Genomic DNA, 12,479 nt, shown 5'->3' on the forward strand with positions numbered 1-12,479 from the left:
ACCGGCCGTTTGGCCGCCGCATTTGAATGTCACTGAACATTGAATGTCAGTGACAACTGGCCTGGTTTGGGGGAACCGCCATGTTTGAAAGCCTGATTGGCCTCGTCGCCATCATCGTGCTGTTCGTCATCATTTCACGCCAGCAGAGCCGCATCGGCCTGATCGAGCGCGAGCTTGGCGCCTTGCGCAGCCTTGTGCTTTCGGGCACGCCTGCGCTGCCGCCGCAAGCCAAGGAACCGGCTGCAAACGACAGCAAACCGGCGGATGCCGCAATCCCGCTTGCGGCCGCAGCCGACATGGCCGTATCGCCACGGACCGCAGCGGTCGTGTCAGCTACAGAGGCCGATGCCGATACAACGGCGCCGTCCGCGCCGGAGTCGGCGCAACCGGCGGCAGCGGCGAAGGCAGCTCGCCAGTCCGACGTCGAAACGGCGCTCGGTACCCGCTGGGCGGTCTGGGTCGGCGGCATCGCGCTGGCGCTGGGTGGCTTGTTTCTGATCCGCTACACCATCGAGGCCGGCATTTTCGGGCCACGCGTGCGGCTTGTCATGGCGGCGGCACTCGGGCTGGTGCTGGTCGCCGGCGGCGAGTTCATCCGGCGCACCGGCTTCAGGGTGCCGGTGCAAGGTGCCGCCGGTGCCTATATCCCGGCGATCCTGACGGCGGCCGGCGCTTTCATCCTGTTCGGTACCGTCTACGCCGCGTACAGCATTTACGGCTTCATCGGCCCGACGCTCGCTTTCACGCTGCTCGGCGCCATCGGGGTGGCGACGATCGCGGCAAGCCTGGTCCACGGTCAGGCGCTGGCCGGCGTCGGCCTGCTCGGTGCCATGGTGACGCCGCTGCTGGTCGCCTCGCAGGCGCCCAATCCGTGGGCGCTGTTTGGCTATCTGGCGATTGTGCTCGCCGCCACCGGCGTCATTGCCCGCATCCGCGACTGGAGGCTTTTGATGGCCGCAGCCTTCGTCGCCACGGGCATCTGGACCATCTTCTACATGACCGACGCGCCGGGGGCGAACCTTGCCGTCATCCTCTTTATCGACGGGGTGACACTGGCCGTGCTCGCCTTCGTCTGGCTTGGCCGCCGCGACGAAGCGGTCGCCGGCAGCGGCTTCGACTGGCCGTCGATCGCGCCGGGCTTCTTCGTCGGCCTTTCGGCGCTGGCCCTGTTTGTCGATCCGGCCTTCGCCGCCATCCGCGGTGCATTGCCGGGGGCCGCCCTTGTCGCAGCCCTGGTGGCGGTGGCGCTCTACCGGCCGCGGGCGCTTGCACTGCTGCACGCCGCCGGGCTGGCGACGGTACTGGTCTATCTCGGCATCATTCCGCCGACCACGATCGCTTCCGATTTTTCGGGTGGCGCTCTCGGCGTCGACGGCATGCCGGTCGTGGCGTCCGATGCCTTGATGCTCAGGGTCGGCATCGCGCTCGGCCTGGTCTTCATCGGCGCCGGCTTTTGGGCGGCGCGCCGTTTTGCGGCCGCTGGCTGGCTGCGCGCCGCCGCATGGGCGGCCTGGAGCGCTGTCGCGCCACTGGTCATCCTGCTGGCGCTCTGGTCTACCTTCGGCAATCTCGACCGAGACCTTGCTTATGCGGCGGTCGCAGCCGTTTTGGTCGGCGTCTTCGTCGCCGGCGGCGAGTGGATAGCGCGCGGCGAAGCGCCGCCGCTAACCGGCGGCACTGCTGTCTCCTTCGCGCTCGGCGGGGCGGCGATTGCCGGCCTGCTGATGCTGCACATGGCCTTTGGTTCCGGCTGGACAACCATCCTGCTCGGAGCAGCCGCCGTCGTGCCGGCGCTGGCGACGCGCTGGCGCAGCTATCCGGTGCTTGGCTGGATTTCCGTTGGTGCGGTGATTGCAGTGCTCGGCCGCGCTGCCTTCGACCCGACCATCGTCGGTGCCGAGTTCCTGTCGAAGACGCCGGTGTTCAACTGGCTGCTGCTTGGATATGGCGTGCCGGCGCTCGCCTTCGGCTTTGCCGCCTGGCAACTCGCCCGCACCACCAATGGCCGGCCGCGCCTCGCCATGGAGGCCGGCGCCGCGCTGTTTGCTCTGCTCGCCGTTGCCATGCTGGTGCGCCATGCCATGCATGGCGGCGTCATCGATACGGCTGCTGCGACACTTGCCGAACAGGCGATCTACACGCTGATCGCCATCGGTGCCGGTGCCATCCTGGTCGCCATTGACATGCGCTCGCCAAGCTCGGTGCTGCGCTACGGCTCGATTGCAGCGGGCGTGGTCTCGGTCGCCTTCATCGTCCTCCAGCATTTTCTGGCGCTGAACCCCTTGCTGACGGACGAATCGACCGGCAGCATTCCGGTGTTCAACCTTCTGTTGCTCGCCTACCTCTTGCCGGCGGTCGCGACAGGCGCACTGGCGCTCTATACCCGCGACAAGCGGCCGAAATGGTATGCGGCCATGCTGGCGGTTATGGCGGCGGTGCTCGCCTTCGCCTATGCCACGCTGTCGGTCAGGCGCTTGTTCAAGGGCGAGTTCATCGGGCTGTGGAGCGGTCTCGGCCAACTCGAGACCTATACCTATTCGGCGCTCTGGCTGGTCATCGGCGTGGTGCTGCTCACCGCCGGTGTCTGGCTGAGGTCGCAGGTGCTGCGCATTGCGTCGGCGGCGCTGATCTCGGTCGCCGTGCTTAAGGTCTTCGTCTTCGACATGTCGGAGCTGGAAGGTGTGTTGCGGGCGCTGTCCTTCATCGGCCTCGGCGCGGTGCTCATCGGCATCGGCTTGTTTTATCAGCGGCTGCTGACAAGGGCCGCGAGGGAGGCCTAAGGGATCAGGGAAGATCGCTGGAGTCACGGCCTTCCTCAATTTTCCAAGGATGCAGAAAAGGCGCTGTCGCCGAAGCTGCCAATCTCCCCACTTGTGGGGGAGATGCCCGGCAGGGCAGAGGGGGGCGCGAAGGAACGCGGCCTCAAAGGCGAACAGGGCGAAGCGAATTCGCATTTTTTGCCGGTCGCAACGTATTTTGTTCTTGCTTTGTGCCGGCAACTATGGTATTAATTTAGGTATGGTGCCAATTGGCTCCAACGACCCGCCCGCCGAGGCGGGTTTTTTGTGTGTGCCGAGCATGATCGACAGCTCGGAGGTGCAAGTCCTCTACCCAGCCTGATGGCGGCGAAGGGTTATCGAAGCACAAGGGCGTCGTCGTGAGGCGGGGTCTGAAGGAAGTGTGGAGCAAAACCGCGACCCGATGGACAAGAACCGGATATGAGGCCTACCCGGCCGGACGAGCGGGCACATGACCGCGAAGTCCAAGGTCATCAAGGGCCGGGGTGGTAAATCTGGCGGGTGTGCGGGGAAGGCGGTCGATCTTACCTTGGGAGAGCTGTGCCGTGTCCGGGATTCCGGCCTGGGCCCGCCGTGAGGCGCGCCGATCGCGGTGCAGAAGTCAGCAGAGGGCATAATAGTCGCCGGGCTTGCCGCGGAGGCGAAGGCCCGAACGGTTTGGAAGGACGAGTAGGACGGAGTTCTCGCATTGGCCATGCGGCGGAAAATCCAGCTGGAGCTAGCCTTCCCTGAAGCCTGAAGTGGGAGCGGGTGAAGCCCGCAACCGTCTCGGGGCAGGGACCGAAGCCGGTGCGGCGAACGCCGTTTCCGAAAGCCCGGCGGCCATGGCTCCTGCCAAAGCCGCATAACCAGCCGAACCGCCCTGTACGGACCCGTATGCTGGGTAGTGTGGGAGGGGAGGAACCGCAAGGTTCACCCCATCCCGATTCTGGCTCCTTTCGATCAAACATTGCGTATCTGCCGATGGCAATGTCGGCGGGACAGCGCCCTGGACAGCGCCCCCTCTGTCCTGCCGGACATCTCCCCCACTTGCGGGGAGATCGCTGTTATTACTGCCTTCGCCAATTTTCCAGGGATGCAGAAAAGGCGCTGTCGCCGAAACCGCCAATCTCCCCCCTTGCGGCGGCAGGCCAGAGGGTGTGCGAAGGAACTCGACGGCTCGATTCTGGATCGCTGCGCCTTCCGGCACGTGCCAAGGCGGGATATCGGGTCTTTGTCGCGTCGCTCGCGATGGGAGGGATTCTGTTTGCCTCTCAATCCTGCCGGGAATAAACCTGCCGCTGGCAGCGTTATTCAGATGCTTGGGTGACCGGGGCGGCGGACCGCTTCGCGCTGGCCGCTTGCGCCGCGCCGCGAAGGCGCGTTCAATCACCACGGACAGGGCTCCAGAACCAGCGGTCATGGACGAAAAGAAGGCAGCAATCCTTGGCGAAATACCGCGTCTGCGCCGCTATGCACGCTCGCTGTTGCGCGACCGCGATTCCGCCGACGATCTCGTCCAGGATTGTCTCGAGCGGGCGCTTGTGCGGCTCGACAATTGGCAGACAGGAGAAAGCCCCAGGAGGTGGCTGTTTACGATCATGCACCATTTGTTCATCGACCAGATGCGCAAGGTGAACCGGCGCGGCGAGGCGGCGATGCTGCCGCTCGAGGCAAGCGAGGCGCAGGCAGCACCCGCCGAGCAGATCGAGAGCATCGCTTCGCGCGAGATCGTCGACGCGCTGCAGGCGATCAGCCCTGACCGGCGCGCGGCACTTGTGATGGTCGCCATCGAAGGGTTTTCCTATGCCGAAGCCGCCAACATCCTTGGAGTCCCCGCCGGCACTTTGATGTCGCGCATCGCGCGCGGGCGTGAGGAGTTGCGCGGGCTTTTGGACGACACCGCGCGCCGCCGCTCGATAAGGATCGTCGAGAAATGAGCCGGCGCGATTTCTCCGAACGCGACATCCACATGGCCCTCGATGGCGAGTTGCCGGGCGACGAGCGGACGGCCTATGAGGCATGGCTCGAGGCCAATGCCGAGATGAAGGCCAAGAGCGCACGCTACGCCGCTGACCGGGCAGCGTTGCGCGCGGCCTTTAACGGCGTGCTGGACGAACCCGTCCCGGTGCGGCTGAATAAGGTGGTGCTCGGCGAGGCGCCGGTGGTCAGGGCGGCGGCGTCGCGCTCGCGTTGGTGGCTTGCGGCCGCCGCTGCCGCCATGCTGGTGATTGGCGGTGCTGGCGGCTATCTTGCCGGCATCGGCGGCCTCGGCCTGGAAAATACGGCCGAGGACCAGCTTGCCGAAGAGGCGATTGCCGCCCACGTCATCTATGCCGCTGAAAAGCGGCATGCTGTGGAAGTGCCGGCAAGCGACAAGGATCATTTGCAGAACTGGCTGTCTAACCAGGTGGGTTTGAAGCTGGTGGCGCCAGATCTGGCAGCGCAGGGATTCCAACTAGTCGGTGGCCGGCTGCTGCCTGCCGGCCAGGGCAAGGCCGCGATGCTGCTTTACGAGGATGACAAGGGCGAGCGCATATCGCTCTTCGTAATCGCCGAATCGGCGGCCAAGGCCAAGGGCACCTATGGGTCCGAGGAAAATGGTCCTGAGGCCGTCTACTGGCTGGACAAGGGTTATGGCTGCGCCGTCGTCGGATCGCTGCCGCGCGAGCAGCTGGCTGCGGTGGCCAAGAGCGCCTATGGCCAGCTTCTGGCGGGCTTGAAAAGCTGAGCAGGATCTCGTTTTTCCGGAGCCGCGCCGATGCCGAAACACGAAGGTCGTTTCAAAGCCTTTGCGCGACCTGCCTGCCTTGAAAACTGTCACAATTCGGCCCTAATCGAGGTGCGATAGCGCTTGCTGAATGCTGGCACTTCGGCTGGTGTGACCGATGTTTAGACTAGGGCCGTTTCCACAACCCAATCGAGGTTTTCTGAGCCCGCATGCCTGCCGAGATTCGCAAGGCCCGCGCGTCCGACGTCGATGACCTCGCCGCCATTGAAAAAGCTGTTTTCTCGAGCGACCGCATTTCTCGCCGCTCCTTTCGCCAACTGATCGAACGCGACACCGCCGAACTGCTGGTTGGCGAGAACGATGGCCACGTCGCCGGCTATGCGGTCGTGCTGTTTCGCAAGGGCAGCGGCGTCGCACGACTCTATTCGATCGCCGTCGGTCCATTTTTCGGCGGCCGTGGCGTTGGCCGCCTGCTGCTGGAAGAGGCTGAAGCCGCCGCTTTCGAGCATGGCCGCATGATGCTTCGTTTGGAAGTCCGCGAGGACAACCCGCGCGCCATCCAGATCTACGAGCAGAGCGGCTACCGTAAGATCGGTCGTGAACCGGACTACTACGAGGATGGCGCCACGGCGCTGCGCTATGAAAAGACCTTGCGCGGCGACATTCCGGTCGCCACCGAAGTGCCGTTTTATCAGCAGACTTGCGAATTCACCTGCGGACCATGCTGCCTGATGATGGCGATGGCTAACTTCGACCCCGGATTCGTGCCGGATCCGGTGATGGAAATCCGGCTGTGGCGTGAGGCGACGACCGTTTTCATGATGTCGGGGCCGGGCGGCTGCGAACCGTTCGGGCTAGCCGTCGCCGGTTATGAGAGCGGGCTTGCTGCTGAGATCTATGTCTCCTTCTACGGCGCGCTGTTCCTGCAGTCGGTGCGCAGCGAGGACAAGCGCCGGGTCATGGAGCTGGCGCAGGTCGACTTTCGCCGCCGCGCGGAACTTTACGGCATCCCGGTGAATTACCGTTCATTCGGGCTTGACGACATTCGCACCGCGATCGCAGAGGGAAAACTGGTGCTGGTCCTGATCAGCGGCTTCCTGATGTTCGGCAAGAAGGTTCCGCACTGGGTATTGGCCATCGGTGACGACGGCGATCATATCCTGATCCACGACCCCTGGGTCGAGGACGAGCGGCAGGAGACGATCCTCGATGCTGCCAATATTCCCGTGCCTTACGGCATCTTCATGAACATGGCGCAATTCGGCCGCGACGGATTGCGCGCCGCCATCACTCTCGGAAAGCGCGACAGCCAATGACCTGGGTCATCCTTACCGGCCGGCAGAACGATCTCGACCAGGTGGCGACGCCGCACAAGATCATCACCAATCGCGACTACCTTGCCCATCCGGCACTGTTTCGCGGTCAGCGGCCGAAGGTCATCAACCTGTCGAACAATTATGGCTACCAGAGCCGCGGCTATTACGCGTCGCTGCTTGCTGGTTCGCGCGGCCATAAGGTCATCCCGACGGTCGAAACGATGATCGACCTGTCAGAACGCAAGCTCTATGAGCACGCGTTGCCGGAACTCGAACTCGCACTCAACAAGTGCCGCAAGGACCTGGGTGGCGCTTTTCCGCAGAAGGTCTGCATCTTCTTCGGCATCGGACCATCCAGGATCTGGGACCGCTTCGCAAAACTTCTGTTCGACTGGTTCCGTGCCCCGGCGCTCGAGCTCCACATCAGGGACAGCGCCGAATGGGCCTCGATCCGCAAGATTGGCTTCCATCCCCTGGCCAGGATGACCGAGGACGAGGAAACGCACTTTCTCCAGTGCCTGGAGACCTACACCAACCGCGAGTGGCGCGACACCAAGGGCCGCACTCCGGCGCGCTACACTTTCGCAACGCTGGTCGATCCGCATGAGGAACTGCCGCCGTCGGAGATTTCGTCGCTGCGCCACTGGGCCAAGATCGCTGAAAAGATGGGCGTCGAAATCGAGCCGATCACCAAGCGGGATCTGGCCAAGCTCGCCAACTACGACGCCCTGTTCATCCGCGAGACCACTTCGATCTCCAACCACACCTACCGCTTTGCCCGCCGCGCCCAGCAGGAAGGCATGCCGGTCATCGACGATCCGCTGTCGATGATCCGCTGCACCAACAAGGTCTATCTCAACGAGCTGATGACCTACAACAAGGTACCGGTGCCGCCGACGGTGATGATTGCCGGCACCTCGGACCTGGAAGTTGCGGCACAGACGCTGGGCTTCCCGCTGGTGCTGAAGATCCCGGACTCCTCGTTTTCGCGCGGCGTCAAGAAATGCGGCACCTTTGAAGAGTTGAAGACGCTCGCAACCGAATGGCTGGAGGATTCCGACCTCCTGATCGCGCAAAAATTCATTCCGACGGAATATGACTGGCGCGTCGGTGTCCTCGGCGGCCAGCCCTTGTTCGCCGTCCATTATCTGATGGCCAAGAAACATTGGCAGATCGTCAATCATAAGGCCAACGGCAAGCCCGACCAGGGCGGCATCAAGACCTTCACCCTGAAGGAAGCACCGGCCCATGTCGTCGAGACGGCGGTGAGCGCGGCGCGCTGCATTGGCGACGGCCTCTACGGCGTCGACCTCAAGGAAACCAGGGACGGCGTCTTCGTCATCGAGGTCAACGACAACCCCAACCTCGACCACGGCTGGGAAGACTCCGGCGAAAAAGACGAGGTCTGGGTGCGGCTGACGCAGTGGTTCCTGGAGCGGCTGGACCGGCCGGGGCGATAATATCCGAACTGAGGGGAAAAAGATGCTGTTCTTCGTAACCGAGGATTTTCGCGGCTGCGACCGCAAGGAGATCTACCGCCGTTTCCGCGACCAGGGCCGCCTGAAGCCGGACGCGCTTCTCGTGCACCACAGCTGGATCGCAGCGGATATGAGCCGCTGCTTCCTGCTGGTGGAGGCCGATGACGTCACGCTCCTGCAGCGGTGGGTCATCGAATGGGCGGATCTGGTCGAATTCGAGATCGTTCCCGTGGCGACGAACAAGGATATGGTGGAGGCATTGAGCGGACATCTCTGACCCGTTGGGAACCTCCTGGTTCGCCACACCTGAATGCCGCCTTCTCCTATCAAGGAATTAACACGCGGATCGAGCGTCATCTCAAGGAGATCTAAGCCGGTTGCCCGCGCTTCCGCGAGACTGTCGCACTTAGCCGGACTGCCGGATCGTCGCGCTCGACTTCAGCAGCCGATTAATGTCCGACGCCTTTGACGGCACCCCGATCAAATAGCCCTGGGCCTCGACACAACCCTCCTTTTGCAGGAATTCAAGCTGCGCTTCGGTCTCGACACCTTCGGCGGTGACGGTGATGCCCAGCTGTGCGCCAAGCCCGATGATGGTGCGCACGATCGCCGCGGTATCGCGACTGTCGATGTCACGGGTGAAAGAGCGATCGATCTTGATCTTGTCGACGGGAAAGCGCCTGAGGTAGCCCAGCGACGAATAGCCGGTGCCGAAATCGTCCAGCGCGATGCGGACGCCCAGATCGCGTAGCTGCCTGAGTGTCTTGAGCACCAGATCGCTCTCGTCCATCAGCACCGTTTCGGTGATTTCCAGTTCAAGCCGGTTGGCCGGCACGCCCGAGAACGCCAGTGCCGAGATAACGCTGCGGGCAAAGGTACCGCTTTTGATCTGCACGGCGGAGACATTGACTGCGATGCGCCAAGCCGCCCAGCCTGCCGCGGTCGTGCAGGCTTTTCGCAGCGCCCATTCTCCAAGCGGCACGATCAGCCCGGTCTCCTCGGCGGCCGGAATGAAGTCGTCCGGCCGTACCAGGCCGCGCACCGGCGAACGCCAGCGCATCAAGGCTTCGGCACCGACGATTTCGCCGGAGGCGATGTTCATGATCGGCTGGAAATCCAGCTCGAATTCCCGGCGCGACAGCGCTGCCCTGAGATCGATTTCGAGCGCCCGGCGTGCCCGCACCATCGCGTCCATGGCTGGTTCGAAGAAGCGGTACAGGTTGCGCCCTTCGCTCTTTGCCCGATAGAGCGCCATATCGGCATTTTTCAGCAAAGTGTCGGCGTCCTTGCCGTCATTCGGAAACAGCGCGATGCCGAGACTGATGCCGACACGCATGTCGTGTCTTTTGTCGCGAAACGGCTTTCCGATGATCTCGACGATGCGTTTGGCCAGCTTTTCCGCGTCGCCCGGGCTTTTGAGATTGAACTGGATGATGACGAATTCGTCGCCGCCGAAGCGGGAGACAACGTCCGTTTCATTGCGCAGGCACCGTTGCAGCCGTTCGGCCACGCATTTCAGCAGCCAGTCGCCGGAAGGATGGCCCCAAGTGTCGTTGACCGCCTTGAAGTGATCGAGGTCGAGCGAGAATATCGCCAGCGATCCGTCTCTCGTGTCGCTCAGGGCTTGGTCGAGCCGTTCGCGAAGCATCGAGCGATTGGGCAGGTTGGTCAGTGTGTCGTGGTGCGCAAGATGGGTCATGCGCTCTTCCACACGCCTGCGCTCGGTGACGTCGTCGAACGTCGCGACCCAGCCGCCGCCGCTCATCGGCCGGCGCGCAACCAGCAGCGTTCTGCCGTCAGCGAGATGGCGATGCGTTACGTGTGTTTTCCCCGCCCGCAGGCAGGCTTCGATTTGCGAGATTTCGCTGTCGGGGTCGAGCTTTGTATAAATGCCCAGTTCCAGCAGCCGCTTGAACGCATCATGGTGACTCATGCCAAGCGGGAAGTCGGCCGGCCTGACATGATAAAGTTCCAGGAAACGTTCGTTGCGCACGATCAGCTTGCCATCCGCATCGTACATCAAAAGGCCTTGCGACATGTTGGCAAGTGCCGCGTCGAAACGGCGGTGCTGCTCCTTCAACTCCTGCTCGGCGCGCCGTTGCTCGGTGATGTCCTCGTAGATCGATACCCAACCGCCTGACGCCAGCGGCCGGTGCGAAATGTTGACGATACGCCCGTCTGCAAGCGTTTCCTCATAGGTGGAAGGTTTTGCCTGGTCGATATAGGGCTTGCGGATGGCATAGAGTTGCTCAGCGCTTTGCGAGGCGATGCCGATATCCACGCTGTGCTGGAGGATGTCGAAAAACCGGATGCCGGGCCGCACCACTTCGGCGTCGAGGCGAAAGATGCTGATGTAGTTCCTGTTGCAGATGATCATCCGTTCATCGGCATCGAACATGCACAGGCCATGCGACATGTTCTCGACCGCTGCCGAAAAACGCTCGTTCTGTTCGCGTAGCTCGTCTTCAATAGGTTGCGGCTGACCAACGCCTTTGGCCCTCCGTCGGCGGACGGACGAACCAGCCTTGATACCGGCGACGGGCATGAGGCAAGCCTATGGACCATGGTTAACCACGGCACTGTTGTCCCTGCAAGTTAATTTACCGTTTTCAGCCGGCTGGAACGGCAGTCTGGCGTCGCGACTTTTCGATCGTCGCAAAGCGTTTGAGAAAGGCATTCTGCGCCCAAGTCACCGAGCGCGGCGTGACGTCGAAGCGCTCGGCGTTGAAGCCGCGCGGCCGCCCGAAGAACTCCGTCGCCTCTGCCGTCGAAAAACCCGCAAGCAGCGTTGCTTCGAAATAAGCGGCGATCTGATCCGCTCGCTTGATCTCCTTGCGCAGTCCCGCGTCGAGTTCGGCCGGCAGTGAAAAGCGCAGATGGATGGCGCGCTGCAGCCTGATCTCGCAATCCCTGTAGCTGCCGCCCATCACGGATTTGAACGGCGAGATCATGTCGCCGATGACATATTCCGGCGCGTCGTGCAGCAGCGCCGCCAACCGCGCGTCGGCGTCGGCATCCGGCATCAGCTCGCCGACAAGCGTTTCGACCAGCAGCGAATGCTGGGCGACAGAAAAGGCGTGCTCGCCTCTGGTCTGGCCGTTCCAGCGTGCGACGCGGGCAAGGCCATGGGCAATATCGGAGATCTCGATGTCGAGCGGCGAGGGATCGAGCAGATCGAGCCGTCGGCCGGACAGCATGCGCTGCCAGGCGCGCGGCGGCGCCCCGGCGCGATCGGCAGCCATCAGGCGTCCTCCGCGCCGATGGCTTCCTGCGGAAAGCTGAATTTCGCCCAGGACGGGATAGCGAGCGACACGGCGACGTCCTCCGCCAGGACCGGCAGGCCGGCGTCGAGCGCTGCCTTGACCCGGTCGATGCGGGCAATGGCAAGGCCTGTCCTGGCCGCGGTCGAGCCAAGCGTGCCGACCGGTCGCCCCTCCACGGTCAACTCTGCGCGCGAAGTGGGCAGGGTGCGTTCGGCCGAGACAATCAACACCCGACGCCTGGCAGTGCCGCGATGCTGCATGCGCGAGACGACCTCCTGGCCGACGTAGCAGCCTTTCTTGAAGCCGACACCGCCGATCTCGTCGAGCAGCACGTCATGCGGAAAAGCGTCGCCGAGTTGGTAGTCCGCACCGCTTTCGGCAATGCCATGGGCGATGCGAAAGGCTTGCCATGCGGCAAGGTCGCCGCCATCTGCGGTGTCATCATAGAAGCGCTTGATGACGGCAGTATCGACAAACCGCGCATCAGCAAACGGTGCTGATTCAAATTGCGAAGTGGTTGAATCGCTTCCCCATGCGACGGCCACAACCGGCTGATCCAGCTTGGCAATTTCGACTTTGGCGCGCAATTTGTAGAGCGTCAGCCGGCGCATGAAATCATCGGCGGTCTCGGTACGGCATTCAAGTCGGAAAGCATTTTCGCCGGCGCGCGAGATCAGGAAGTCGAAAAGGATCTTGCCTTGCGGCGTTAGCAGCGCACCGGGCTTTGCTTCGCTGCTGCCGAGCACGTCGAGGTCGGTGGTCAGGATGTTCTGTAAAAAGTGCTCGGCATCCGGCCCGGACACGGAAACGAGTGCGCGATCTCTGAGCGAGGCAAAGGGCATGGTGGGAAAACGAGCCTGATCTTGCAAAACTATCGGTCATTACGTAAGCCGCTGGCACTTCCCCCGCAAGAG

The 12,479-nt window shown here is 63.0% G+C and carries 9 protein-coding genes; 6 read left to right on the top strand and 3 right to left on the bottom strand.

The window, feature by feature from the left end; genetic code table 11:
• Positions 1-80 precede the first annotated feature (80 nt).
• The 6 genes from NKK47_RS27320 (at position 81) to NKK47_RS27345 (ending at position 8,579) form a co-directional block, all read left to right on the top strand.
• On the top strand, positions 81-2,780 hold the full coding sequence (locus NKK47_RS27320; RefSeq protein ID WP_352578935.1) for a DUF2339 domain-containing protein: 2,700 nt from the start codon (positions 81-83) through the stop codon (positions 2,778-2,780).
• Positions 2,781-4,198: 1,418 nt separating this feature from the next.
• On the top strand, positions 4,199-4,717 hold the full coding sequence (locus NKK47_RS27325) for a sigma-70 family RNA polymerase sigma factor (RefSeq protein ID WP_352578936.1): 519 nt from the start codon (positions 4,199-4,201) through the stop codon (positions 4,715-4,717).
• Positions 4,714-5,508, top strand: a complete 795-nt coding sequence (locus tag NKK47_RS27330; RefSeq protein ID WP_352578937.1) for an anti-sigma factor family protein — start codon at positions 4,714-4,716, stop codon at positions 5,506-5,508. The genes NKK47_RS27325 and NKK47_RS27330 overlap by 4 nt, the downstream gene beginning before the upstream one ends.
• Positions 5,509-5,717: 209 nt before the next feature.
• Positions 5,718-6,824, top strand: coding sequence for a peptidase C39 family protein (locus NKK47_RS27335; protein WP_023677756.1), 1,107 nt, complete (start codon positions 5,718-5,720; stop codon positions 6,822-6,824).
• Entirely contained in the window at positions 6,821-8,284 is a 1,464-nt protein-coding gene (locus NKK47_RS27340) for a RimK family ATP-grasp domain-containing protein (protein ID WP_352448993.1), read from the top strand. Before NKK47_RS27335 ends, NKK47_RS27340 begins: the two co-directional genes overlap by 4 nt.
• Positions 8,285-8,306: 22 nt before the next feature.
• A complete protein-coding gene (locus tag NKK47_RS27345; RefSeq protein WP_023719871.1) occupies positions 8,307-8,579 on the top strand; it encodes a DUF3303 domain-containing protein in 273 nt (90 codons plus the stop codon).
• A gap of 129 nt (positions 8,580-8,708) precedes the next feature.
• On the opposite strand, the gene NKK47_RS27350 is transcribed toward NKK47_RS27345, so the two are convergent.
• The 3 genes from NKK47_RS27350 to ygfZ form a co-directional block, all read right to left on the bottom strand.
• The gene (locus tag NKK47_RS27350) at positions 8,709-10,847 is read right to left on the bottom strand and encodes a putative bifunctional diguanylate cyclase/phosphodiesterase (RefSeq protein ID WP_352578938.1); all 2,139 of its coding nucleotides are present in this window, start codon (positions 10,845-10,847) and stop codon (positions 8,709-8,711) included.
• A 64-nt stretch (positions 10,848-10,911) separates the two neighbouring features.
• Positions 10,912-11,544, bottom strand: a complete 633-nt coding sequence (locus NKK47_RS27355; protein WP_352448990.1) for a YfbR-like 5'-deoxynucleotidase — start codon at positions 11,542-11,544, stop codon at positions 10,912-10,914.
• Positions 11,544-12,407 (bottom strand): CAF17-like 4Fe-4S cluster assembly/insertion protein YgfZ, encoded by an 864-nt coding sequence (gene ygfZ, locus NKK47_RS27360; protein WP_352578939.1) that lies wholly within the window; start codon positions 12,405-12,407, stop codon positions 11,544-11,546. Before ygfZ ends, NKK47_RS27355 begins: the two co-directional genes overlap by 1 nt.
• Between the last annotated feature and the right edge of the window lie 72 nt (positions 12,408-12,479).

It is taken from the genome of Mesorhizobium sp. M0019, from assembly GCF_040323975.1.
Classification (GTDB): Bacteria; Pseudomonadota; Alphaproteobacteria; order Rhizobiales; family Rhizobiaceae; genus Mesorhizobium.

Bases quoted from the DNA above. Each gene is read 5' to 3' on its own strand.
- NKK47_RS27320 (WP_352578935.1), top strand. From the start codon at position 81: ATGTTTGAAAGCCTGATTGGCCTCGTCGCCATCATCGTGCTGTTCGTC.
- NKK47_RS27325 (WP_352578936.1), top strand. From the start codon at position 4,199: ATGGACGAAAAGAAGGCAGCAATCCTTGGCGAAATACCGCGTCTGCGC.
- NKK47_RS27330 (WP_352578937.1), top strand. From the start codon at position 4,714: ATGAGCCGGCGCGATTTCTCCGAACGCGACATCCACATGGCCCTCGAT.
- NKK47_RS27335 (WP_023677756.1), top strand. From the start codon at position 5,718: ATGCCTGCCGAGATTCGCAAGGCCCGCGCGTCCGACGTCGATGACCTC.
- NKK47_RS27340 (WP_352448993.1), top strand. From the start codon at position 6,821: ATGACCTGGGTCATCCTTACCGGCCGGCAGAACGATCTCGACCAGGTG.
- NKK47_RS27345 (WP_023719871.1), top strand. From the start codon at position 8,307: ATGCTGTTCTTCGTAACCGAGGATTTTCGCGGCTGCGACCGCAAGGAG.
- NKK47_RS27350 (WP_352578938.1), bottom strand. From the start codon at position 10,847: ATGCCCGTCGCCGGTATCAAGGCTGGTTCGTCCGTCCGCCGACGGAGG.
- NKK47_RS27355 (WP_352448990.1), bottom strand. From the start codon at position 11,544: ATGGCTGCCGATCGCGCCGGGGCGCCGCCGCGCGCCTGGCAGCGCATG.
- ygfZ (WP_352578939.1), bottom strand. From the start codon at position 12,407: ATGCCCTTTGCCTCGCTCAGAGATCGCGCACTCGTTTCCGTGTCCGGG.